General features: G+C 67.3%; 20 protein-coding genes. 11 read left to right on the forward strand and 9 right to left on the reverse strand.

The genetic code is table 11. The annotated features are described in order from the left end of the window. Positions 1–37: 37 nt before the first annotated feature. On the forward strand, positions 38–2,545 hold the full coding sequence (locus LQ955_RS02165) for a glycoside hydrolase family 65 protein (protein WP_231026604.1): 2,508 nt from the start codon (positions 38–40) through the stop codon (positions 2,543–2,545). 43 nt (positions 2,546–2,588) lie between these two features. On the opposite strand, the gene LQ955_RS02170 is transcribed toward LQ955_RS02165, so the two are convergent. The 3 genes from LQ955_RS02170 to LQ955_RS02180 form a co-directional block, all read right to left on the reverse strand. Continuing rightward, entirely contained in the window at positions 2,589–3,461 is an 873-nt protein-coding gene (locus LQ955_RS02170) for a hypothetical protein (RefSeq protein ID WP_231026605.1), read from the reverse strand. Positions 3,462–3,542: 81 nt separating this feature from the next. Then, a complete protein-coding gene (locus tag LQ955_RS02175) occupies positions 3,543–4,103 on the reverse strand; it encodes a dihydrofolate reductase family protein (RefSeq protein ID WP_231026606.1) in 561 nt (186 codons plus the stop codon). Between the two features lie 51 nt (positions 4,104–4,154). After that, positions 4,155–4,643 carry a MarR family transcriptional regulator gene (locus LQ955_RS02180; RefSeq protein ID WP_231026607.1) on the reverse strand — a complete coding sequence of 163 codons (489 nt, stop codon included), beginning with the start codon at positions 4,641–4,643 and terminating at the stop codon, positions 4,155–4,157. A 26-nt stretch (positions 4,644–4,669) separates the two neighbouring features. Between LQ955_RS02180 and LQ955_RS02185 the strand changes: the two genes are divergently transcribed. The 3 genes from LQ955_RS02185 to LQ955_RS02195 all read left to right on the forward strand — a co-directional run bounded on the left by LQ955_RS02185 (position 4,670) and on the right by LQ955_RS02195 (position 9,214). Continuing rightward, entirely contained in the window at positions 4,670–5,446 is a 777-nt protein-coding gene (locus LQ955_RS02185; protein ID WP_231026608.1) for an NAD(P)-dependent oxidoreductase, read from the forward strand. Positions 5,447–5,676: 230 nt separating this feature from the next. Then, positions 5,677–7,782, forward strand: a complete 2,106-nt coding sequence (locus tag LQ955_RS02190) for an adenylate/guanylate cyclase domain-containing protein (protein WP_231026609.1) — start codon at positions 5,677–5,679, stop codon at positions 7,780–7,782. Between the two features lie 10 nt (positions 7,783–7,792). Continuing rightward, positions 7,793–9,214 (forward strand): mechanosensitive ion channel domain-containing protein, encoded by a 1,422-nt coding sequence (locus LQ955_RS02195; protein ID WP_231026610.1) that lies wholly within the window; start codon positions 7,793–7,795, stop codon positions 9,212–9,214. Between the two features lie 114 nt (positions 9,215–9,328). Here the strand turns inward: LQ955_RS02195 and LQ955_RS02200 are convergent, their stop codons facing one another. Next, positions 9,329–9,988 (reverse strand): nucleoside/nucleotide kinase family protein, encoded by a 660-nt coding sequence (locus tag LQ955_RS02200; protein ID WP_231026611.1) that lies wholly within the window; start codon positions 9,986–9,988, stop codon positions 9,329–9,331. A gap of 74 nt (positions 9,989–10,062) precedes the next feature. Here LQ955_RS02200 and LQ955_RS02205 point away from each other — a divergent pair, with 74 nt between their 5' ends. After that, positions 10,063–10,254 (forward strand): hypothetical protein, encoded by a 192-nt coding sequence (locus LQ955_RS02205; RefSeq protein WP_231026612.1) that lies wholly within the window; start codon positions 10,063–10,065, stop codon positions 10,252–10,254. Between the two features lie 105 nt (positions 10,255–10,359). On the opposite strand, the gene LQ955_RS02210 is transcribed toward LQ955_RS02205, so the two are convergent. Continuing rightward, positions 10,360–10,914, reverse strand: coding sequence for an NUDIX domain-containing protein (locus LQ955_RS02210; protein WP_313788376.1), 555 nt, complete (start codon positions 10,912–10,914; stop codon positions 10,360–10,362). A gap of 221 nt (positions 10,915–11,135) precedes the next feature. Continuing rightward, positions 11,136–11,528, reverse strand: a complete 393-nt coding sequence (locus tag LQ955_RS02215; RefSeq protein WP_231026613.1) for a DUF1304 domain-containing protein — start codon at positions 11,526–11,528, stop codon at positions 11,136–11,138. Positions 11,529–11,684: 156 nt separating this feature from the next. Between LQ955_RS02215 and LQ955_RS20065 the strand changes: the two genes are divergently transcribed. Then, complete coding sequence (locus LQ955_RS20065) at positions 11,685–14,102, forward strand: hypothetical protein (protein ID WP_304961288.1); 2,418 nt, start codon at positions 11,685–11,687, stop codon at positions 14,100–14,102. Positions 14,103–14,294: 192 nt separating this feature from the next. Here the strand turns inward: LQ955_RS20065 and LQ955_RS02235 are convergent, their stop codons facing one another. Beyond that, entirely contained in the window at positions 14,295–15,080 is a 786-nt protein-coding gene (locus tag LQ955_RS02235) for an alpha/beta fold hydrolase (RefSeq protein ID WP_231026616.1), read from the reverse strand. A gap of 175 nt (positions 15,081–15,255) precedes the next feature. On the opposite strand from LQ955_RS02235, the gene LQ955_RS02240 reads away from it, so the two are divergent. Genes LQ955_RS02240 through LQ955_RS02255 form a run of 4 tightly spaced genes read left to right on the forward strand, consistent with a single transcriptional unit; the run spans position 15,256 to position 18,029 of the window. After that, the gene (locus LQ955_RS02240; RefSeq protein ID WP_231026617.1) at positions 15,256–15,507 is read left to right on the forward strand and encodes a BatC protein; all 252 of its coding nucleotides are present in this window, start codon (positions 15,256–15,258) and stop codon (positions 15,505–15,507) included. Then, positions 15,507–16,766, forward strand: coding sequence for a cupin domain-containing protein (locus LQ955_RS02245; RefSeq protein WP_231026618.1), 1,260 nt, complete (start codon positions 15,507–15,509; stop codon positions 16,764–16,766). The genes LQ955_RS02240 and LQ955_RS02245 overlap by 1 nt, the downstream gene beginning before the upstream one ends. 19 nt (positions 16,767–16,785) lie before the next feature. Continuing rightward, entirely contained in the window at positions 16,786–16,944 is a 159-nt protein-coding gene (locus LQ955_RS02250) for a hypothetical protein (RefSeq protein ID WP_231026619.1), read from the forward strand. Beyond that, positions 16,941–18,029, forward strand: a complete 1,089-nt coding sequence (locus LQ955_RS02255) for a sucrase ferredoxin (protein ID WP_231026620.1) — start codon at positions 16,941–16,943, stop codon at positions 18,027–18,029. Before LQ955_RS02250 ends, LQ955_RS02255 begins: the two co-directional genes overlap by 4 nt. 109 nt (positions 18,030–18,138) lie before the next feature. Here LQ955_RS02255 and LQ955_RS02260 read toward each other — a convergent pair whose 3' ends face one another. Beyond that, positions 18,139–19,251: an NUDIX domain-containing protein gene (locus LQ955_RS02260; protein ID WP_231026621.1), complete on the reverse strand. Its 1,113-nt coding sequence runs from the start codon at positions 19,249–19,251 to the stop codon at positions 18,139–18,141. A gap of 97 nt (positions 19,252–19,348) precedes the next feature. Here LQ955_RS02260 and LQ955_RS02265 point away from each other — a divergent pair, with 97 nt between their 5' ends. Next, the gene (locus tag LQ955_RS02265; protein WP_390623420.1) at positions 19,349–23,101 is read left to right on the forward strand and encodes an AAA family ATPase; all 3,753 of its coding nucleotides are present in this window, start codon (positions 19,349–19,351) and stop codon (positions 23,099–23,101) included. Positions 23,102–23,182: 81 nt separating this feature from the next. Here LQ955_RS02265 and LQ955_RS02270 read toward each other — a convergent pair whose 3' ends face one another. Next, positions 23,183–23,425 (reverse strand): hypothetical protein, encoded by a 243-nt coding sequence (locus LQ955_RS02270; RefSeq protein ID WP_231026623.1) that lies wholly within the window; start codon positions 23,423–23,425, stop codon positions 23,183–23,185. Between the last annotated feature and the right edge of the window lie 45 nt (positions 23,426–23,470).

A 23,470-nucleotide genomic window follows, 5' to 3' on the forward strand; every position in this document is an offset into this window, starting at 1 on the left:
GCATCCACTTGCCTGACGTTCGAAAAGAGGCCTTTCCATGAACCCTGTCAGCTCTGACCCACTTGACCGGTACCGCTTTCCGCTCGACGAATGGGCCCTCACCGAATCGCAGTTCGATGCGGGTGACCAGGGGCACACCGAGACGCTGTTCGCGGTGGGTAACGGCTATCTGGGCATGCGCGGCATCGCCGAAGAGGGCTATGGGGGCTACTCGAACGGCACCTTCATCAACGGCTACCACGACACCTGGGCCATTCGCCACGCCGAGGAGGCCTACGGATTCGCGCGGGTCGGCCAGACGATCGTGAACGTTCCGGATGCGAAACTGATTCGGTTGTACGTCGACGACGAGCCGTTCATTCTGGCCGAGGCCGATTGTGTCAGCTACGAACGCCGGCTCGACTTTCAGAACGGGGTGCTCGCGCGGGAACTCGTGTGGCGGGCTCCGTCGGGCAAGCGTGTGCTGATCAGGTCGCGCCGGCTGACGTCGTTCACCGACCGGCACCTCGCCGTGGTGGAGTACGAGGTCACGATGCTCGACGCCGATGCGTCGATCGTGCTGTCGAGCCAGATTCTCAACCGGCAGGACTGGGTCGACGAGTACGCAGCCGCGGCCGCCTCCGAGCATCCGATCGACGACCCACGGCGTGCGGCCGCCTTCTCTGACCGAGTGCTGCAGCCGCGCTTCAAGAGCGCGCACGATGGCCGGTTCATTCTCGGCTATCGCGCTGCGAACTCGGGAATGACGCTCGCGGTGGGTGCGCAGCACGCGCTCGAAACTCAGAACGAGTGGAGCGAGCACTCGGAGATCGACGACGACCTCGCCAAGCAGGTGTACAGCATCACCGCCCAGGCCGGCGTGCCCATTCGCCTGGTGAAGACGATCGCCTATCACACGTCGAAAGCCGTGCCGACGCGAGGGCTGGCCGACCGCTGCGACCGCACCCTCGATCGCATCGCCGCGTCGCCGATCGAAGACGTCTTCGACCGACAGCGCGAGTGGCTCGACGCGTTCTGGCAGCGGTCGGATGTTCGGGTGCCCGGCCAGCCGGCGATCCAGCAGGCGACACGGTGGAACATTTTTCAGCTCGCCCAGGCGACGGCTCGAACCGACGGAGGCGGAATCGCCGCGAAGGGCGTTTCGGGGTCGGGATACGGTGGTCACTACTTCTGGGACACCGAGATCTACGTGCTGCCCTTTCTCACCTACACATCACCCCAGGTCGCCCGCAACGCGCTGCGCTTCCGGCACGGGATGCTCGACCTCGCCCGTGAGCGGGCGCGTGAACTCAACCAGCGCGGCGCTCTCTTTCCCTGGCGCACCATCAACGGGCTCGAAGCGGGAGCGTATTACGCGGCCGGAACGGCGCAGTACCACATCGACGCCGACATCTCTCATGCGCTTTCGCAGTACGTTTCGGCGACCGGCGACGTGGACTTTCTGATCGCCGGCGGCGCGATCGACATTCTCGTCGAGACCGCTCGTATGTGGGCCGATCTCGGGTTCTGGCGCGGTCACGAGAACCGTTCGTTCCATATCCATGGCGTGACCGGGCCCGACGAGTACACGACGGTCGTCAACGACAACCTGTTCACGAATGTGATGGCCCGGGCGAACCTGCGCGCGGCGGTTCGGCGGCTGCGAGCGGTGCAGCAGACCGATCCCGAGGAGTTCGAACGTCTCGCTCTGAGGCTCGAGTTGCGTGAAGACGAGATCGTGGAGTGGGCTGCGGCCGGCGAGGCGATGCATATTCTGTTCGACGAAGAGCTGGGCATCCACCCGCAGGATTCCCAGTTTCTCGAGAAAGAGCTCTGGGATCTCGAGAACACTCCGCCCTCGCAGCATCCGTTGCTGCTGCACTACCATCCGCTCGTGATCTACCGCTTTCAGGTCATCAAGCAGGCCGATGTGGTGCTGGCGCTGCTGCTGCAGGGCGACGAGTTCACCGAAGAAGAGAAGCGCAAGAACTTCGAGTATTACGACGCCCTGACGACGGGAGACTCGACGCTGTCGGCGTCAACGCAGTCGATCGTGGCGGCGGAAGTCGGTTACCGCGACTTGGCCTTGGAGTATTTCACGACCGCCCTGTTCGTCGACCTCGGCGACCTGCACCACAACAGCGCGGACGGCGTGCACGTCGCGTCGACCGGCGGGGTGTGGAGCGCGCTCGTGTTCGGGTTCGGCGGCATGCGCGACTACCTCGGCACGTTCACCTTCGACCCGCGGTTGCCCGAAGAATGGGAGACGCTCGAATTCAACGTCACGATTCTGGGCGCGCGACTGCACGTGACGGTGTGCGCCGACGTGATGACGTTCGAGATCGAAGAGGGCGAGTCGGTGCTGGTCTACGTGCGCGAGAAGCGTGTGCAGGTCGTGGCGGGATCGGTCTCGACGGTCAAGCTCGTCGACGACGGGCCGGTGCTCGAAGGGGCTCCGACGACGAGTGACATCGAGGGCAGCCTGCGGGCCGACGGGTCGGTGATCACGGCGACGATTCCGACGCTCGACGAGGACTTCGTGAGCGACGCTGTCGCGTACGACTGAGGCGCGCTCGGCCCTACCAGGCCACTGTGCTCTCTGCTCGGCCCTACCAGGCCGACGAATCAGCAGCCACGATCGGCACGTCGACGCCGTGCCAGATGCTGCCGTAGCCGTAGTGCGAGCTCGCCCACGGTGACGCTTCGATGGCCGCGACGGTGGTGGCGACCGGGGCGGATGCGGCGAAGTCCGCGATGATCTCCGAGTAGACCGAGTTCGTGCCCAGGTTCAGCGCCGCGTCGCGGGCGGCTGTCACGAGCTCGGGGTAGCTGCCGAAACCTGCGCCGCCGCCCGATCCGTAGCCGTTATTCAGCGGATTGTTGCGCAGCCACCAGCTCTGCGGGCTGTTCTCGGAGTCCATCCACTGCAGAATCACGGTGACGTTGTTGTCGGAGGCGGGCCAGCCGCCGTCGACCAGCACGAGCGCCGCCCAGTCTTTGTTCGTCGAGCTGCCGGGCGCGATCGTCGCCTCGGTGGGCTTGTTCACGGTGTAGTCGTCGCGGTCGGCTGACACGCCGCCGACGGATGCACCGGCCGCCAGCACCTGCGCTGCGGTCGGCCCGGGGGCGAGAGTGCCGGCGGCAGCACGGGCATCCAGTTCGCCCGCATTCGCCGCGGGTGCGATGAGAAACACGGGCAGCAGACTGAAGCACGCGATCGCTACGGCGAACACGGGCCGCTTCTCGCGTCGCGCCGCCGCGCGCCGGGTGGATGCGCGAGTTGCGGATGCCCGAGTTGCGGATGCTCGCGGTGCGGATGCCCGGGCTGCTGACCCCCGCAGCGAATCCGACTCGATCGCCTCGTCGCCCGGGGCGGTTGCGGTTGCCGTCGTGATGCGAGCCGCCGAGCGTCGACGATTCGGATGGGCCGGCGCCGAGGGAGTGGCGTGGGCGTCAGGAGCTTGGTAGGTAGAGCGGCGCAAATCTGCTTTTCGGGTTCAGGGGTGCGTTCGGGTGTCGCCGTAGCGATTCGAAAACGCTACCTGCCCCACCTGACTACAACCTCACAGTGCGCCGTAACGCACGAAGACGACGCCGTTGGTGAACTGGCGCGTCTCGAGGAGGGTGAGGGGCACCCGGGCGTCGGCGGGAAAGAAGGGGTTACCGCCGCCGACGGCGATGGGGGAGAAGAAGAGCTGGTACTCGTCGACGAGTCCGCCGCGGATGGCGGCTGCGGCCAGGCCCGGGCCGCCGATCGAGAGGTCGAGGGCGCAACTGACTTTGAGCTCACGAATCTCTTCGACGTCGAAGCTCCGCACGAGTTGCGTGCGCGGAGTCGAGATGGCGGAGTCGGAGAGGGTGGCGGAGTAGACCCGTTTGTCGGCTCCGCGCCAGAGGGTTGCGAAGTCGGCGATGACGGGTGGTTCATCCGTTGTGTCCCAGGTCTGCCAGACCGACATCACCCCGTACATCCGGCGCCCGTACAGGTAGGTGCCGACGGAGCGCTGCAGGTCGTTGACGAAGGCGTGCACCTCTTCGTCGGGTGCGCTCCAGTCGAACGCGCCCGACGTGTCGGCGGTGAAGCCGTCGATCGACATGATGCTCGAATAGATGAGTCTGCCCATGTGTCTCTCCTCGTAGTCGGCCGGTCTTGTTCAGGTCAGGTGGTCTGGTGTTCAGGTGCTCGGCTCGTCGAGGTCGGCGGTCGCGCGCACTCCTGCCGCGGTGACGCGTTGCAGGAACTGGGCGATCAGCACGAGTTCGTCGGTGTCGTACTGGTCGCAGATCTGATCGATCAGGCCATTCATGCCCTCGTAGAGCCGGTAGATGTCGCGGCTGCGATCGGGCTGAGTGCGCAGCACGACCGCGCGCCGATCGGCGGCGTCGCGCTCGCGAACGACCCAGCCCCCACGCTCGAGTCGGTCGATCACTCCGGTCATGGTGGCGGGATGCAGACCGGCCAGTCGCGCGAGCGAGCTCGCACCGATGGGCTCGTTCTGCGAGATGAGGTCGAGGCAGTCCAGGTCGATGTCGCGCAGTTCAGCGCGGGCACCCACGCGGTAGTTCAGCATCGAGAGCTGCACTCGGAGGTTGCGCAAGTCGTCTCGAACGGCTGTCGCGGCGCGTCGCTTCTGCCGAGGGTCGAGTGGTATTTCAGAAGACATATGGTATGGTTCTCGTATTATATGGAATGTTGACAACAGTGTACCCGGCAGCGTACTCGTTCAAGGAGCAGAAGACCATGCGCATCATCGTGTTCGGCAGCAATGGCCCCACCGGGCGACTCGTCGTGAGAGACGCCGTCGCGGCCGGGCATGCGGTCACAGCGTTCACCCGACATCCCGCCGGGTTCAGTGTGCCCGGCCTTCGGCTGCCGGATGCCCGGGTCGCTGTCGTCGAGGGTGACGTGTACGACGTGGCGGCCGTCGAGCGCGCCGTGGCCGACCACGACGTCGTCATCTCCACGCTCGGGGTGCCGTTCGGCAAGGCGCCGATCACGGTGTATTCGGCAGGAATCGAGGCGATCCTCCGCGCGATGCACGCTGCAGCGGTGAAGAGGCTGATCTGCGTGAGTTCGAGCGCGGTCGACCCGAGTGCCGGCGCACATGGCGGGTGGTTCTTCGAGAAGGTGCTTCAGGGGTATCTCGTCACCGTGATGGGTAAGACCCTGTACGCCGACATGAGGCGGATGGAGCAGGTCGTGCAGGCGAGCGACGTCGACTTCACCATCGTGCGGCCCTCTGGTTTGTTCGAGACTCCGCAAGCGACCGACTATGCCGTGGCCGAAAACTTCGTGAAGAGCAAATTCACGTCGCGGGCAGACCTTGCTGCAAGTCTGCTGGCGCAGGCGAGCGACCCGACATTCGTTCGAAAAGTCATGGCTGTCGGTACGGTTCAGGTGCAACCGAGCATGCTGCAGCTGCTCTGGCGTGAGGGTATTCGCAAGCCGCGCCCGAGCGTGGCCTGAGCCGTGCGCGCAGTGCATCGCCGGCCGCGCTCGGTGCCGAGCTCAGTGCCGCGGTCTGTACCGTGTCCGGTGTCGCAGCGTGTGCCTCGTTCGGGGGTGATTTCGGTAGAAGCGCGGTTACGTCATAATCAAGAGAAGTATGCGACTCCAACACCTGTCACACCCGTCACAGGTGCGGGGGCCGCTCGTGGGGGAAGGCAGCTCTTTTGGCGAACCGCTTGGCTACGGGAGTGTCGTCGAATTCGAGGCGACCGGGGTTCAGCATCCAGTCGAAGCTGCTCGTCATGCTGCTCGGGGTGAGCATCGGTTCGTCGCTGGTCGTCGGTCTCGTCGGGTACGCGTCGGGCTCTGATTCGTTGCGACAGGCCGCCTTCGACCGGGTGACCGAGATGCGTCAGTCGAAGGCCACACAGATCACCGACTTCTTCAAGACCACCGAAGACTCGCTCGTCGTCTACACCCGCGGCACGACGGCGATCAACGCCGTGAAGGCGTTCACCGCCGGGTACAACGAGCTGCAGACAAAGCCGGCCAGCGCGGCCGACACGTCGAAAGTCGATGCTCTGTACACCAACACCTTCGCACCGCAGCTGGCCCAGCGATCTGGTGCCGACACCGATCCTGCGGCCTTCATTCCGGCGGATCCGGCCGAGGTGTATTTGCAGTCGCACTACACCGATCCGGGTCTCGACGGCACAAAAGCACTCGCAACCCAAGACGCCGCCGACGGCAGCGCCTGGTCGGCCGCGAACGCCGCCTATCAGGACTACTTTCGCGAGATCATCCAGCGTTTCGGGTACGGCGACGCCCTGCTGATGGATACCGACGGCCACGTGGTCTACTCGGCGAAGAAGAACGTCGACCTCGGAACCAACCTCGACTCGGGTCCGTACAAGGGCACGAGCCTCGCCACCGGCTATCAGGAGGCCCTGCACTCCAATGAGGTCGACTATGTGGGAATCACGGACTTCGAGCGTTACCAGCCGTCGCTCGGTGCTCCCGTGGCGTGGATCATGTCGCCCGTCGGCGAGAATGGCGTCGCCAGCGGGGTGATGGCGTTGCAGGTGCCGATCGACGCCATCAACTCCATCATGACCTCCGACCAGAACTGGGCGGAAGCAGGCATGGGGCAGACGGGCGAAGTGTTTCTCGCCGGGCCCGACCAGCTGATGCGCTCCGTGTCACGGGAGCTCATCGAGAACCCCGAGCAGTACCAGAAAGACGCGATTGCAGTGGGCACTCCGCCCGAGGTGGCCGCGCGTGCCGTGCAGGTGAAGGGCAGCATCCTCATCCAACCGGTGCACACAACGGCAGTGCAGAACGCCCTGGCCGGCCAAACCGGAACCCTCATCAACACGGGATACCTGGGCAATGAGAACATCGTCGCCTACGCACCGCTCGACATTCCGGGGCTGCAGTGGGTGATTGTCGCGCGAATCGACACCAGTGAGGCGTTTGCGGCGGTGAACGACTTCACGCGCAACTTGATCCTCTCGATCGTGGCGCTCATTCTCGTGGTCTCTCTGCTCTCGCTGGTGCTCGCCCAAGTGTTCGCCCGCCCGGTGCGGCGCCTGGTGAGCGCCGTGCGACAGGTCGCTGCGGGCGACCTCGCGGTCGAAGTGCCGCAGGGCGCGCGAGACGAATTCGGCGATCTGGGCAACGCCTTCAACGACATGTCCAGGTCGCTGCGCATCAAACAGTCGCTCATCGACGAACAATCGAGCGAGAACGAGAAGCTGCTCAGCACGCTGATGCCTGCCGCCGTCGCCAAGCGTTACAAAGAGGGCGAGGAGACCATCACCGACGTGCACCAAGACGTCTCGGTGCTGTTCGCCGACCTCATCGGCTACAACGACTTCGCCGCGGACCTCGGGCCCGAGCGAGAGCTGTCGCTGCTCAATGGCATCGTCGCCAGTTTCGACGAGGCCGCCGCTCGCATGGGTGTCGAGACGGTTCGTACCCTGCGCGAGGGTTACTTGGCCAGCTGCGGTCTCGTGGTGCCCCGGGTCGACAATGTGAGACGCATGGTGGAATTCGCCCTCGAGATCCGCAAGATCATCGAGCGGTTCAATGCCCAGCACGAAACCGAGCTGAGCCTGCGTATCGGCATCGACGCCGGAACGGTCTCGAGCGGTCTGGTGGGCCGCACGAGCCTCGCCTACGACATGTGGGGTGAGGCGGTGAACTTGGCGAACCGGGTTCGCCGGGCATCCGGTGCCGCAGGCATCTTCGTGAGCCAGTCGGTGCGCGACCAGATGCGCGACGCCGTCGGTTTCGTCGAGGCGGGCACCGTCGAAACGTCAGACGGGGTTCAGACCGTGTGGAAGATCCAGTAGGCGGCGAATCATGGCGCAGATCTGGAATGAACCGTGGTTCGGCCTCGCGCTGACCATTGCCATCGGGCTGCCGATTCTGCTGGTGATTCTCACGGAGGTGCTGGCGTGGCTGGTGCGGCGCGAGCATCCGGCAGCCAAGCCCGTGCGCCTGCTGCGCAACCTCGTGCTGCCGGTCGGGGCGCTGCTCGCTCTGCTCAGCCTCGCCTCGAACAGCACCGTCGAGCTCACGTGGACCCGGGTGGTGGCGACGGCGTTCGGCTTCCTGGTGATTCTGTTGGTGTTGTCGAGCGTGAACGTGGTGCTGTTCGGCAACCCCGAAGAGGGCAGCTGGCGAGAGCGGTTGCCGTCGATCTTCATCGATCTGGCCCGTCTGGGCCTCATTCTCGTGGGCCTCGCGCTGCTGTTCTCGTGGGTCTGGGATGCCGACGTCGGAGGGTTGATCACAGCGCTCGGTGTGACGTCGATCGTGATCGGCCTCGCGCTGCAGAACGCGGTGGGCTCGGTCATCTCGGGTCTGCTGTTGTTGTTCGAGCAGCCCTTCAAGCTCGGAGACTGGCTCGACACCGGCAAGGTGGTCGGTCGTGTCGTCGAGGTGAATTGGCGCGCGGTGCACATCGACACGGGCAACGGCATTCAGATCGTTCCGAACGCGTCGCTCGCCGGGGCTTCGTTCACCAACCTCAGCCAGGCGCCGGGCGCGTTCATGTCGGAAGCCACGGTGAAGTTCTCGACCGACGATCCGCCGCATCAGGTGCTCGATCTGATGCAGAAGGTCGCGGCCGGGCTGCCGATGCGGCAGCGCTCGCAGGCGATCGAATCGTCGTACGCCGGGAGTGCCACGTATTCGATCTCGATTCCGGTCACCGGGCCGGCGGAAGCGCCGGCGGCGGCAGCTCTGTTTCTGGCGTGGCTCTGGTACGCGGCCCGCCGCGCCGGGCTCGCGCTCGACGGCGACGCGACCGACCCGGTGCAGACACCAGAGCGGCTCGAATCGGCGATCGCTGCGGTCGGCACGCGCCTGCAGCTCACGGTCGAAGACCACTCCTGGCTTCCGGCCGAGTGCCGGCTCGAGCAGTACGGTCACGGCGAGATCATTCACGTTCCGGGCACGATACCCGACGCCTTTCGGTTCGTCATCGACGGCGCAGTGCGACTGTCGGCATCCACTCCGCTCGGTGACGTGGGGTATCTCACGCTCGCCGCAGACGAATTCTTCGGGCTCATGGCGCTCAGCCGCCAGGTCGACCCCGGGTCGGTCGTCGCCGACGGAACCACGACCGTTCTGCGAATCACCACGAGCGCGGTCGACAGGCTCATCAGCGAGTATCCGTCGCTGGCACGGCAGATCGGCCGAGTCATCGACTTGCGCATGCAGACGGCTCGCGACGCCGTCGCGGCGCTCGGTATCGAGAGCGGTACGACTGGCGCGTGACCGGCGGGCGGCGGATGCTCGCGGTAGCGGCCGCGGCGGCGGGCGGTAGCGGCGGCGGGCGTGGGCGGTAGCGGCCGCGCGCGTCAGCGGCGGCGACGGGCGTGAGCGGCGGCGTCAGCGTGCCGTGAAGTCGACGACCACGTCGGCGAGCGCGGCAGGGTCTTCCCGCGCGAGAAAAGCGTCTTCTTGCGCGGCCCACATCTGCCAATGCGGTTCGTACGCCGCACCATCACGATCGAGCGCCCGCCGACGGCGAGTTGCATCGTCGAGTTCGAGCCACACCGCGAAGGTGGCGGACCCCGCGTTCGCCCGGCTCAGGCTTCCGATGCCCTCGATGACGAGCGGTCGGCGCGGGTCGACGGATGACCATTCCGCAGGTCGTTCGCCGGCCCAATCCCAGCGCTGCCACCGTGGTGGCTCGCCGGCGAGCAGCTCGTCGTGCACGTGCTGGCTGGCGGCGTCGAGGCCGCTCCAACCCGGATAGATGTCGTCGAGGTGCACCAGCTGTGCGTCGAGGGCGGCGGCGAGGGCGGTCGCCAGCACGGTCTTACCCGATCCGGAGCGGCCGTCGATCAGCAGCACGGGGCCGGCGAAGGCGGGGGAGGCAGGGGAGCGTGGGGAGCGTTCGGGCCGCGCGGCGGGGGAGCCTGCGGGCGGCTCGGCGAGGGATGCCCGGGCCTGGGCCTCTGCGATGAGGGGGAGCAGAGCATCCACTGCCCCGCTGGTGCTGTCGACGCGCAGCACTCGCTTGGCCGCGGGGGGCGATCCGTGCACGTTTTGCCCTCCGAACGGGGGCCCTCCTAAAAGGGGGACTGACAAGTGACGATGATTCGGGCAAAATTGTCGAAATGCCTACTCCTGCCCCCCAGACACAGTATCCGACCCGGCGCAGTCTGAGGCCGAAAGACTTCTCCCGACCGGAGTTGACCAGCGGGTGGCAGAAGTTCAGCGGCAACGTCGCCGTTCGGGTGAGCGCTGCCGTGGTGCTGCTGGGCGGCACGGGCGCGCTCGTCGTGGCCGCGGTCAGCCTGGCGAGCTGAGTCGAGGCGCGCTGAGTCCGGCTCGCTGAGTGCAGGCACGTTGAGTCCGGGCGCTGAGCGCTGACGCTCTGGGCCCGGCGTTTCGCACGGTCGTGCTTCGCCGACTCAGGCGTCGGACAGGCCGTTCGTGGCCGCCCACTGCAGCAAGACGACCGTCTTGGCGTCGACGATCGTACTGCCGATGGCGGCGAGCGCCTCGTCGAAGTCGAGTTCGATTTTCTCGATGTCTTCGCCCTCGTGAGCGAGTCCGCCGCCGTGACCCGACTGGTCGGCCGAGGTGAACCGAGCTGCGAAGTAGTGCAGTTTCTCAGTGACGGAGCCCGGGCTCATGTAGAGGTCGAAGAGATGCCGGGCACCCACGATGGCGAAGCCCGTCTCTTCTGCGGTCTCGCGCACGATTGCCGTGAGCGGATCGTCGTCGTCGAGCAGGCCGGCGGGCGCCTCGAGCAGGTACCCGTCGGCGTGGCCGTTGACGTACGCCGGGTAGCGGAACTGCCGCGTGAGCAGCACGGTACGCTGCTCGACGTTGTAGAGGAGCACGACGGCCCCGTCGCCGCGGTCGTAGGTTTCGCGCCGCTCGGTGCTCCAGTGGCCGTCACGGTGCCGAAACTCGAAGGTCGTGTTTCGCAGCACGAACCAGTTCGACGAGAGCAGTTTCACGCGTGTGACTCTGACGTTCGGGTTCGCGGGCAGGTCTTCGGGAATCGCGTCGAGGCCGGTGCGCCCGCGCGCATCGGGAACGTCGACGCCGGGAATGCCGGGCGCGCTTGGGATGCCCGTGGTGCTTAGGGTGCCGGGCGTGGCTGCGGGGCTTGTGCCGTCGGCAATTGCGTCGGCCGGGGTTGCACCCGTCGGGGTTGCGCCTGTCGGGGCGGCGCCGTTCAGGGGTGCACTCCCGCGATGAGCAGAAACACGAGCCCGAACAGGGCCGGCACGCCCTGCAACGCGGCGGCGCGAAGACGTTCGCGGCCCGTGCTGAGCAGCACCAGGGCGGCGGCGACGATCGAGGCCGAGGCGAAAGCGGCGAGCGCGAACCCCGCCTCGTTTGCGGGCGAGTAGTACAGCACCAGCCCGACTGCGGCGCCGATCGCCAGAAACAGGTTGTAAAAGCCCTGGTTGTAGGCGAGCGGTGCAGTCGTGTCGGCGTCGGCCTGGCTGGTGAGCCCGAAGCGCTTCCAGATAGCCGGGGTGCGCCACTGGATGCTCTCCATCACGAAGATGTACACGTGCAGCAGCGCGGTGATGCCGATGAAGACTGTCGCGAGGATCGCCATGCGCCCAGTCTAAGGGCGCCGGTGGCGACGGCTCCGGATGCCCGGGGCGGGCCCTTCTCGCGCCCTCCGCGTGCGTTCGGGCGTGCGCTCTGCATCGCCCGAACGTTCGCTGAAACATGCTCAACACCGCCGGTGGATCGTAGTAGAGTTTTGCTCATGAAGAAGTGGGTTCGTTCGCTGGTGGTCTGTGGTGTCGCCGCTGCCCTTGCCGTGCCAGCATTCGGTCTCGCCGTCGGCGCGGGTGCCGAGCGTGCCGCTGCTGACCCCACTCCGCTTTCGCTGACCTCGCCGGCGGCGGGTTCGGTGTTCATCGCTGACGAGTCTTCGGCAGTCGACGTCGTGTTCGCCGGAGACGCCGCATCGGGGCAGACGATCACCGTGTCGACGGTGGCGACGATCGACGACGATTCGGGTTCCGAGACCACGCTCTGCACCACCGTCTCTCAACCCGACTCGAGCTGGTCGTGCGAAGTCACCTCTCTGCCCGACTTTCACGACACCGTTTTTGTTCGTTCGGGCGCTGAGACGGTCACCGAGACGCTCGGGGCGTTGAATCCGCCTTCCATAACCTCCCCTGTCGAGGGTGCCACGGTCGACGCATCGACGTCGCCCGGGCCCGTGGTCGTGACGGGTAGCGGCGCGCCGGCCGCGACGGTCACGGTGCTGCGTGGCGGTGTCATGGCCTGCTCGGTCATGGCTGCCGACGACGGAACCTGGAGCTGCGACTTCTCGCTGACCGACGCCGATGCGGGGTCGAACAGCCTGTCGGCCGTTCAGACGGTGACGTATACGGCATTCGAATCCGCCCCCTCGACGACCGTCGGGTTCGATTACGAACCGCTGCCGGCGGCGCCCATCACTCCGATCGTGCCGATAACTCCGGTTTCGCCGGTCGATCCGGTGACACCGGTGACGCCCGTCGTTCCTGTGATGCCGGTCGCTCCGCTCGATCCGGGTTCGCCCGCTGCACCGGTCACCAGCGGGCAGGGCGATGCCTCGGGGGGAGGCAACTCCGCTGTGTCAGCGCCGGGCGGAGACGCATCGGGCGCCGATAACGGCGGCCGATCCGGTGCCGCAGAGGCGGGTTCTTCGAGTACGACGGGCGCGGGTGATTCGGGCTCCGCCGACGCGGGCACGAGCGCGTCGGCTCCTCCGGGAGGCGCCGATTCGTCGAGAGGGTCGAATTCGGCAGGGGGGTCGAGTAGGACTGCGGGCACCGGCGCATCCCCCAGCGGCGCGAGCGGAGCAGCCGGCGTCGCAGATGGCGCCGACGGCGCCGACTCGCGACGTGACGGTGCCTCCGGCGGGGTTGGCAACCACCTGAACGGCACCGCCGATGCGCAGCAGCAGGTTGGCGCCGCAGGGTCGGCCGGCGGAATCAGCGCCGCGTTCGCCAGCCTGTGGTCCGGCCCGTTCAGCGGGGCCGAGTGGGCTGCGCCGACGGTGTTCGGAACCTCGATGCGTTCTCTCGGCGCGCTGAACTTCACTGTTCCGGCCGCGGCCTCGCTCGCGATCGTCGCGGCAGGGTTCTTGTTGTTGCTCGCGCTTCCTGCCGAACTGCTGCAGTCGACCATCCGTGAGAACTATCACCGCCTTGCGCCCATCGTGTCCCCGGTCGAGCGTGCGGCTGCTGCCGTTCGGCGTCGAATACCGGGGTCGACGTCATCGTGGCAGCGCCAGCTGGGGCTGCTCGTGGGTGCCGCTGTCATCATGTCGTTCGCCGACCCCAGCACCGGCTTCGACCTTCGCTCGATGCGGCTCGTCCTGGGCCTGACCATCGTGCTCCTGCTCGTGAACTACCTCGGTGTGTTCGTGACACGCATCCACGCCCACGCGGCCTATCGGGCCGCTGGCGAGATCGTTCTTCGTCCGTGGGCACTCGCGCTCATGGCGGTGACCGTGGTCATCTCCCGCTTTGCAGACCTGCAGCCGGGCATCGTGTTCGGGCTCATACTCGGGGTCGAGATCGGCGTAGGCGTCGCAGGCAGGTTGCGGCGTGACGGCGAGGCCAAACTGACGGTCAGCGTGACGCTCGCCATGATGGGCCTCGGTGTCGGCGCCTGGCTCACCTACAGCGCACTCGGAATGCAGGGCCAAGGCGCCACGACGTTCGGCAACCAGCTTCTGTCAGAAGTGCTGACGGGTCTGGCCGTCGAGACGCTCACCGCTCCGGTCATCGCTCTGATTCCGTTGACCTTCCTCGACGGTCGGATCGTCTTCACCTGGTCGAAGCCGGTCTGGATCGGCCTCTACGCGGTCGCGGCCACGGTCTTCGCGCTAGTGCTTCTCCCGCTGCCGTCCAGCTGGGTTCAGGTGCCGTCGCTGCTCTCGCCCTGGGCGATCGCCTTCGCGGCGTTCACCCTCGTGAGCGTCGCGGTCTGGGCGGCCTTCCGCCTCGTCCCCGACGGCGGCCCCGGCGATGGCGATGACGGTCCAGGCGACGGCGCTGACGCCGACCATCCAGGCCACGGCGCTGACGCCGAGCCTCCAGACGACAACGGAGGTGCCGAGCCTCCACGCAGCAGTGATCCGCAGACCGCCGACGCCCACGACTCCGCGAACGCACCGTACTAAGCGCTCATCCGGAACAATTGCGCCCGTTTGGAAGATCCGCGCCTGCTCGAGGAGGGGCGGATCTGCCAAAGGGCGCGCGGGCAGGAGGGGCGGGCACGTGGAAGCGGTGCGCGAGCGCCGGGCACACGCGTCGGCCACGAGGCGTCAGCTGATGGCGCGCGACCCGGCGCGAGCGCCCGACACGCAGAAGCGTCAGCGGATGACGCGAGCTACCTCCCGCGCCAGGGCCGGGCGCACGAAGTGGTCGTTCTTCGGCACCTCGTGTACCGTGACGTGCTGCAGGCGTGCCAGGCGCTCGATGCCGTCGCCGACCAGAACCTGGTCGCGCGATCCGTAGACCACTTCGACCGGCGCTGTGATCTGCGCGATGTCGGTGATCGTGGTCTGCCCCTCGATGCAGTGCTCCATCGACAGTGAAAAAGCGCCCCAATAGCGTTCTTCAATGAGCAACGCTTTGACCGGAATGAACCGATGTAGCCATGCGGCCCGCCGCATGGTCTGCTCCTTGTTCGACCGCAAGAACTTGTACGCGCGCAGGTAGCTCTTCACCACCGTGCGGTCGCCGAACTCGGTGATGTAAGCCTCGTTCGCATAGATAGGCGGAGCTACGAGCACGACTTGAGCGATTTCGCGCCGGTAGATCGCCGCATACCGGCTCGAGATGAGGGCACCGAGACTGTGCCCCACGAGAGTGAAGCGCCCCTTCAAATGAAGCGAACGGATGGTCGCATGAAGCGCCGCCACGTGTTCGTCGAGCGTGAAGGTCGCCTCCGCCGGCGCCACCGACTTGCCGAACCCGAGCAGGTCGATGGCGATGACCCGGTACAGCGGCGAGAGCAGTGGAACCACGTTGACCCAGCTCTCAGAAGACGAGTTGATTCCGTGGATGAGCACGACGATCGGCCCCTGACCTTCGTCGATCGCGACGTTCAGTAACGGGGCCGTTCGTGACGGCCAACCGAATCTCGGTTCTCCCATCGACGTCTTCTTTCGCTCGGGGCCTCACATTCATGCTGAGACAAGCTCATAATACCTCATTAGCGTGTCTGAAGCTGTGAAACAAGAGGACACGGGGGTTACCTCTCACCCCCAAGATCGGCGTACGCTCAGAGAGCACTCGGCACGCCGCCGTGCAGTTACCGAAAGGACGACTATGGCTATCAATGACGACGACATCACCACCGAACAGGGAGCGGGCGGAGAGGGTCCCGCGGATGGCGGCGCAAACCCGAATGGACACGACGGGGGAGCCGATGGCTCTGCCGGCGAAGGAACTGCCGACGGCGGTGCGAACCCGGGCGGCCACGATGGTGGCGCTGACGGTTCGGCCGACGAGGGGGAGGGCACCGCTGATGGCGGCGCTAACCCCGGCGGCCACGATGGTGGGGCCGACGGTTCCGCCTGATGTCTTCATTCGAGCGCGGGTCGGGCGACCGGCCCGCGCTTTCTCGTTGTGTGGGAATTGATCGTGCCGCGACGTTCGATCGAGACTACTGGGCCGTACGCCCGCTGCTCAGCACCGCAGAAGAATTGCCTGCGGGCTTCGACGACCTCTTCAGCGCTGAGGCTGCCGATGACCTGATCTCGCAGCGCGCGCTGCGCACCCCGTTCATGCGCATGGCGCTCGAAGGGTCGGTGCTGAACGCCTCGAAGTACACCGCTCCCGGCGGTTTCGGCGCCGAGATCGGCGACCAGGTTTCGAGCGAGAAGGTGCTGGCCGAGTTCGCCGCCGGTGCCACCATCGTGTTGCAGGGCCTGCACCGCACCTGGCCGCCGCTGATCGAGTTCACGCGTGCGCTGGTGGATGAGATCGGGCATCCGGTTCAGGTGAACGCGTACATCACCCCGGCGAGCTCGCGCGGATTCGATCCGCACTATGACGTGCACGACGTGTTCGTGCTGCAGATTGCGGGCGAGAAGCACTGGAGCATTCACGAGCCGGTGCATCCGTCGCCGTTGCGCAGCCAGCCCTGGGGCGACCATCGCGATGCTGTGGCGAAGCGCGCAGAGGGCGAGCCCTACATCGACGCGGTCTTCCGCCCGGGTGATGCCCTCTACCTGCCGCGCGGCTGGATCCATTCGGCCGAAGCGCTGGGCGGGACATCCATTCACCTCACCATCGGCGTAGCCGCCTACACACGCGCCGATGTGGCCGAGGTCATTCTCGCGCGGCTCGGCGAAACCGAAGCCCTGCGCACCGCGCTGCCGTTCGGCATCGACTTCACCGACGTCGAGCAGGTGCTGCCGATCGTGCAAGACGTTCTGTCCGAGCTGCAGTCGACGCTGTCGACTCCGGATGATCGCGCCACAGCCGTGGCCCGCGCCCACGATGTGAGTGCCTCCCTCGCGCGCAAGCTCTCGGGGGCGATCCGCCCTGAGCCGGTGTCGCCGATCGCGACCGTCGACGCCATCGCCGCGCTCGGCGGCTGGAGTGCGGTTCGTTGGCGCGGCTCGCTGCGGGCCACTGTCACGAGCGACGAGAGCTCGGTGCGCATCAGCACCGGCGGCCGCACGGTGGTGCTGCCGGTCGAGGCTGCCGATGCCGTGGAACGGCTGCATCAAGGCGATGCTGTCGCTGTAGAAGAGCTGCCGGGTCTCGACCTCGATTCTGCCCTCGTGGTGGTGCGACGCCTGCTGCGTGAGGCGATCGTCGTTCCGGCGTGAGCCGGCCGACGGCGCAGCTGTGAGCGCAGTGCGTGTGGGCGGCATGCTCGTGGGCGGCGTGACGGAGAGTGCCGTGGCCGCAAGCGACGTGACCGAGAGTGCCGTGGGCGCAAGCGACGTGGCCGCAACGAACGTGGCCGCAAGCGCGGCGACAGCGTGGGGGAGCGTGCGGGCGTGACGAGTCAAGTCGTCGAGTGGGCCCCATGCAGCGACCGCTCGCGCGAACGCGACGACCCTCTCGCGGCGACGGCGTCGCGCGGTCTGCAGTGGTTCTTAGTCGAAATCGAGGGCTCCTGGGGGGCCAACGCGTTCACCTCGACTGCGCTCGGCCGCGAACTCGGGCAGGCCATCGTGCACAGAGTCGAGGCCGCCGGAATGCGGCCGCTGGCCATCCGCCGTGTCGCCCGGGCCGCGCACTCGCCTGCTGCGCGACCGGCGCAGCAGGCTGAAGGCGACGCACCCGCGCCCGCGCCCGCGCGGGATGACGCCACGTCGCGTGCGACCGACGCGGCCCATGCGGCGGGCGGGCCATCCAGTGGGGCACGCAAGCCACGCTGGCGCTGGGCATTCGTCGACTCGCGGCCCGGCTTCGAGCAGGTGCGCTGGGGCGAGGTGGATGCTCCGCAGGAGCTGCTCGATGTTCCGCTCGACGGCTCGACGGGCATCCGCTCGCCAGACCCTGTGTACTGTGTCTGCACACATGCCAAGCACGACCAGTGCTGTGCCGTACACGGACGCCCCGTTGCACTGGCCCTCGCCGAGGCCTACCCCGAGCAGACCTGGGAGTGCTCGCACCTCGGCGGCGACCGGTTCGCCGGAACGATGGCGATCTTTCCCGGCGGCCACTACTACGGTCGTGCCGACGATGCCGAGACCGTCGACATCGTTCGCGACTACCTCGACGGCCGCGTCGACGGGCGGTACTACCGCGGCCGCAGTTCGCTCTCGCACCCCGCACAGGCGGCCCAGCACTACGCTCGACTGCAGCTCGGCGACGACCGCCTGGCGTCGTTCGCCGTGGTGAGCGAGCGGATGCTCGGGGCCGACGCCCCCGCAACCACCGAGGTTCTGCTAGCCGCACCCGCCCCGACGCTCGCTTCCGCTGCCGACCTCGCGCCCGTTGCCGCCGCCGCGCAGCCCGCGCTCGTGCGCGTCGTCGTCGCCGAGACGCTCTCCCAGCCCCTCCTCAGCACCTGCGCCGCCACCCGTTTCGGCCGCGTGCGCGAATACGCCCTGATCTCCCTCGCCCCGCCGCCCCCCTGACCCGCCAGCCCGACCCACCGCACGGCATCGAGCTACGAGTTTGTGCGGGTCGGCGTCTTCAGCACCCGCACAAACTCGTAGCTCGATGCCGCGGGAGCGGGGTGGGGCGTCAGTCGAGTTCGTCGAGGAGGGCCCAGAGCCAACCGGGGCGACGCACGCTGGCCCCGAGGGCCTCGACGCGGGAGGTGAGTTCGCGGTCGGCCGTCACAACGAACACGCGCGGCGCGAGGGAGTCGCGGGATTCGGCGTACCCCTGCACGATATCGACGATCTGCTGGTCGCCATCGTGCTCGGCCGCCACGATGCGCAGCGCGCCGCCGGCCGTGTGCGCTGAGTTCGCGCTCGCCGCCGCGTCGCTCGCCGCCCTGTCGCCTGCGGCGTCGCCCGACGTGGCGCCGCCCGCGGTCTCGCCCACCGTCGCACCGCCCACTGCAGGTGCCTGCACCCCCGCTGCCTCGACCGTCCCCGCACCCACCGCCGCCCCGCGTGCCTGCCCCTCGACCACGAGCACCGTCTGCGGCCACCACTGAGTGCGCGCCAGCCCGATGCCGAGCGACTCGCCCGAGAACCCGAGGCGGCCCCGTCGTTGCAGGAGCCCGGCGAAGGTCGACGTCGCGCCGAGGCGATCTTTCCACCAGCCGTTCGGCCGCGATCCGACGACGTTGGCGGAATCCACCACCAGAACGATCGGCCGGGTCAGCTCAGCGCGCAGCTCGCCCCATGCGGCCTCGAACCCCGGATGCAGCGGCAGCGCCGCCACCTCGTCGATAGGCACCCAGCGAATCTCGATGCTCTCGGCGTCGGCGACGGCGGCGTCGAACGGCTCGGTGACGTCGACGACGACAGTCGTGTAACTCCAGAAGCCGAGGTCGAGTGTTGAGGTGAATTTGAGCTGCAGGGCATCCGTCGGCACGCCAGCCTCTTCGTTCGCCTCACGAATGGCGCCGTCGACGGCCGTCTCGCCGGCGTGTTTGGCGCCGCCGGGCAACCCCCAGGTACCGCCGAAGTGGCTCCAATTGGCGCGGTGCTGCAGAAGAATGCTCCCGCCCGCTCCGGAAGTGGATGCCCGGCTGCCGTCGAACGCGAGCAGACCTGCGGCGCCGAACCTCCCCCAGAACTTGCGGCCGGTTCCGTCTTCGACCCACCCGTCACCGCTGTCGCGCGGCCCCACGCGGGGCGGCGGAACAAAAGAATGTGGTGAACTTTCCGCCGCTTCGGCCATAGTTCGATTCTATTCGGCACGCCACGGGAGCAATGCACATCGCAAAACTCGGCGTTCGTTACCAGCATTTGCTCAGTGCACCGCATAGGGTGACGGTGTGTGGCGCGCCGATAAGAAACGAGATTCAGACTCTGAACTGTCTGAGGCCGACGAAGCAACGTCGGTGTGGGGCCGCCGAGGCGACTCTGAGGGTGACGATTCCGGTGTGCGTACGGGCCAGGTCTTCTCCACCGACGACCTGATCGAGCCCGCCCGCGAGCACTGGCGCGAAGAGCTCGCGCTCATCGGCGGCACCTCCCCGCTCATCCATTTCGACGACGCCCCACGCACTCGTGTCGACCTCACGACGACGCACCCCAGCGGTCTGGCCCAGTTCATCACGGGCAATGCCACGCTGCTCTCGAGCCTCATTCGCGACGAACTGGCCCTGCGCAGCGCGCGCATCGCCGCCGGAGCCATCACCGACAAGGGCGTTGAGCTTCGCGCCATTCGCGGCATCGACTCCGTACACCTCGCCATCGGACTTGCCGAATGGAAGCTCGACGACCAGCCCTACGCCGCCCCCGTGCTGCTGCGGCCCTTGAGCATCCGGCGTTACGGCCGTGACTTCGAACTCAAGCTGCGTGGCAACGCCTTCGTGAATCCCGAGCTCGCCAGAGCGCTCAAAGACCAGTTTCAGATCACGCTCGACACCGACCAGATGGTGGCCTTGGCCGCGACGAACGGCGTCTTCAAGCCGCAGCCGGTCATCGACCACCTGCGCGCCGTCACCTCGCACCTCGCCTGGTTCAGCGTCGCCCCGCGTCTGCTGGTCTCGTCGTTCGCCGACGTGGCGCCGTCGATGGTGGCGGATGCACGGCAGCTCGATCACCCCGTGCTCGACTCGCTCGCCGGCAGCCTGACGGCCCGGCGCGGCGTGCAGGAGTCGTACCACCCGGTCGAAGCGACCGCTCAGGATGCCCGGCCGCCGTCAACCGACACCCTTCTGCTCGACGCGGACGCCGAGCAGGAGAACGTCATCGCGCAGATAGCCGAGGGCAACTCCCTCGTCGTGAAGACTCTGCCCGGCACCGGCGGAACCCAGACCATCGTCAACGCGGTCGGCTCGCTCATCGGGCAGAACAAGCGTGTTCTCGTGGTGAGCCCGCGCCGGCTGAGCCTGCGCGGCATCGCCCGCCGGTTCAACGACGTCGGCCTGCCCGGTGTCGCCGTGTCGCCGCGAACGCTGCGCCGCGATCTGATCCAGTCCATCGGTCGCAACGAGAAGGCCATGCAGCCGCACGTCGACGACGTCGACGAAGCACTCGTGCGCTTGCGGCATGTGCTCATCGACTATCGTCAGTCGCTGCAACGGGTCGACCCGCTGCTCAAAGTCTCGGTACTGGATGCCCTGCGTGAACTCGCTCGCCTATCGCTGCTCCCGAAGCCGCCTGCCACCACCGCGCGCCTGAACCGCCCCTCGCTCGAAGCCCTGGCCAACGGCCGCAGCTACGCCGCCAAGACGCTCATCAAGGCCGCGGCGCTCGGCGAATTCCGCTACGGACCCGACGATTCGCCGTGGTACGGCGCCACCTTCGACTCCGCAGACGAGGCCGCCCAGGCGCACGCCATCGCGAAGCGCCTGCACCGCACCGACCTGCCCACCCTGCTCACCAAGGCCTACGAACTCGTCGGTCAGACGCACATGCGCCAGTTCACGACGCTCTCTGAACTCGGCTCGTACCTGCGGCTGCTGCTCGACCTGCGTGAGACGCTCGACAAGTTCCTGCCGGTGGTGTTCGACCGCTCGCTCACCGACATCATCGCCGCCACCGGTCCGCGTCGCGACTCGGCGCAGATGACCGGAACGAGTCGCCGTCGCCTGCGGAGCCTGGCGAAAGAGTACGTGCGCCCGGGTGTGCACATCGGCGACATCAATGCCTCGCTGCGCCGCATTCAGCAGCAGCGTGTGCTCTGGCACCGCTTCGCCGCGGCCGGCATTCCACCCGAAGTACCGACGGGTCTCGACGACGTTCAGGTTTCGTTCCAGAGCATGAGCGAAGACCTCGCCCGACTCGACCTGCCCCTCGGGCTCGCAGGTACCGCGCGTCAGTTGAGCGAACTCCCCATCACCGAGCTGATCGAGTTGCTCGAAGGTCTCGCCGCCGACTCCGAGGTTCTGGCGAACCTGCAAGAGCGCACGGCCCTGCTCGACACCCTGCGTGAACTCGCGCTCGACCCGCTGCTCACCGACCTGTCGCAGCGACACATCCCTGAGGGAGCCGTCGCTGACGAGCTCGAACTCGCCTGGTGGCAGTCGGTGCTCGAGCTCATGCTCGCGAACGACCGCGCGCTGCTCGGCGCGAACACGGGCATCCTCGACCGTCTCGAATCAGACTTCACGCTCGTCGACGAGGCGCACGCTTCGGTGAGCGGCCAATTGCTGGCGTGGCAGCTCGCCGAGACGTGGAGCGTCGGCCTTGCCGACCACGCCGACGAGGCCGCTGCTCTGAAGGCGCTGTTGCGCACCGATACCGTCGATTCGGTTCGGCTGCATCGCGCCGCGCCCTACCTCAGCAAGGTGCTGGCGCCGGTCTGGCTCGCCTCGCCGTACGAAGTCGCCGACATCACCGACGACGTGGTTTTCGACGCCGTCATCTTGGTGGATGCCGGTGCCACGACCCTCGCTGAGAACGCGGCCGCGATCCGTCGTGCCCGCCAGGTGGTCGCGTTCGGCGACCCCGTCACGCAGACCCCCTCGTTGTTCGAGATCGCTGTACCCGCCATCGTGCAGCCCGCGTCGAGTCGTGCCGTCGAGGCCGATGCCGCTCGCTCGATCGAAGAGCTCGCGAGCGACTCCGCAATGGCGCGGCTCGCCGAACTCGTGCCGACGCTCTCGCTCACGCGCAGCTACCGCGCCGGCGGCGAAGACCTCGCCGAACTCGTGAACCACCGCTTCTACAACGGCAAGATCGACTCGTTGCCCTGGGCCGGAACGTTCCTCGGCCACGGCAGCCTCACCCTGCACTACCTCGACGGGGCCGGCGGCATGCCCGACAGCGAGACGGGCGCCGTCGAAAGCGTCGACGCCGAGGTCGAGCGCGTCGTGTGGCTCGTGATGGAACACGCGCAGAAGTACCCGCGCGAATCCCTCATGGTGATCACGGCGAGCGCCAAGCACGCCGTGCGCGTGCAGCAGGCTGTTCTGGCTGCGTTCGCCAAGCGCAGCGACCTCAGCGACTTCATTCTGAAAGACGCAGCCGAGCCGTTCATGGTGGCGACGCTCGAGCAGTCCGTGGCGCAGAGCCGGGACCGCGTCATCTTCTCGGTCGGGTACGGACGCACACCGCACGGGCGCGTGCTCACGAACTTCGGAGCCCTCGCGAAGCCGGGCGGAGAACGTCTGCTCGCCGTGGGCATGACCCGCGCCCGCCGCTCGATGGATATCGTGAGCTGCTTCAAGCCCAACGACATCGACGAAGAACGTATGACCTACGGGGTCGTCGCCCTGCGCCAGATTCTCACCGAAGCCGAGAACGGGCCGACGCCCGACACGTTCTCGAGCCCGGGGGATGCCCTGCTCATCGATCTCGCCCGCCGACTCGGTGCGCGTGGGCTCGAGGTCGCGTTCGAACACCGTGGCAAGCTGACGCTGGTCGCCTCGTACGAGGGCCGGGCCATCGTGGTGGAGACGGATGCGGTGGTTCACTCGATGAGCCTGCGCGAGTCGTTGCGGCTGCGCCCCGACATGCTCAAGCGCCTCGGCTGGCACTACCTTCGTGTGCACAGCTTCGAGCTCTTCACCGACCCCGAGGCGGTCGCCCAGCGCATCGCCACCGTGATCGGCGTGCGCCAACTCTCGGCCGTGTGACTCTGAACCTTCCAATCGACTTTGCGAAAAGGCCCCCAAGACTTCGAGTTTGGGGGCCTTTTCGCAAAGTCGATAGTGTGGTCAGCCCCAGTGCGGGGGTTTGTCGGCGCGCAGGCGGGCGTCGTTGGGGCCTGCGCCGGAGGGGGGAGCGTCGCGGGCGTCGTCGGAGTCTTCGCGAGCCTTGACGACGGCCAGCTCGGGGCTCAGGGTCGCGCTGGATTGAGGGCGGGCATCCGTGCCGTCGACGGGGTCGGTCTGCACACGACGACGCCCCACGCGCCGAACGGGCAGGTGGGGCGACGAGGTGGGGGAGTCTTCAGCCACTCGGAGTCTCCGGGTAGGCGAAGTCTTCGGGCACGCGGTCTTGGG

It is taken from the genome of Subtercola endophyticus (assembly GCF_021044565.1).
Lineage (GTDB): Bacteria > Actinomycetota > Actinomycetes > Actinomycetales > Microbacteriaceae > Subtercola > Subtercola endophyticus.

Coding starts and splice junctions, on each gene's coding strand:
- LQ955_RS02180 (WP_231026607.1), bottom strand. CDS start 4,643: ATGTCTTCTGAAATACCACTCGACCCTCGGCAGAAGCGACGCGCCGCG.
- LQ955_RS02195 (WP_231026610.1), top strand. CDS start 7,793: ATGGCGCAGATCTGGAATGAACCGTGGTTCGGCCTCGCGCTGACCATT.
- LQ955_RS02175 (WP_231026606.1), bottom strand. CDS start 4,103: ATGGGCAGACTCATCTATTCGAGCATCATGTCGATCGACGGCTTCACC.
- LQ955_RS02165 (WP_231026604.1), top strand. CDS start 38: ATGAACCCTGTCAGCTCTGACCCACTTGACCGGTACCGCTTTCCGCTC.
- LQ955_RS02260 (WP_231026621.1), bottom strand. CDS start 19,251: ATGGCCGAAGCGGCGGAAAGTTCACCACATTCTTTTGTTCCGCCGCCC.
- LQ955_RS02205 (WP_231026612.1), top strand. CDS start 10,063: ATGCCTACTCCTGCCCCCCAGACACAGTATCCGACCCGGCGCAGTCTG.
- LQ955_RS02235 (WP_231026616.1), bottom strand. CDS start 15,080: ATGGGAGAACCGAGATTCGGTTGGCCGTCACGAACGGCCCCGTTACTG.
- LQ955_RS02185 (WP_231026608.1), top strand. CDS start 4,670: ATGTTGACAACAGTGTACCCGGCAGCGTACTCGTTCAAGGAGCAGAAG.
- LQ955_RS02240 (WP_231026617.1), top strand. CDS start 15,256: ATGGCTATCAATGACGACGACATCACCACCGAACAGGGAGCGGGCGGA.
- LQ955_RS02215 (WP_231026613.1), bottom strand. CDS start 11,528: ATGGCGATCCTCGCGACAGTCTTCATCGGCATCACCGCGCTGCTGCAC.
- LQ955_RS20065 (WP_304961288.1), top strand. CDS start 11,685: ATGAAGAAGTGGGTTCGTTCGCTGGTGGTCTGTGGTGTCGCCGCTGCC.
- LQ955_RS02245 (WP_231026618.1), top strand. CDS start 15,507: ATGTCTTCATTCGAGCGCGGGTCGGGCGACCGGCCCGCGCTTTCTCGT.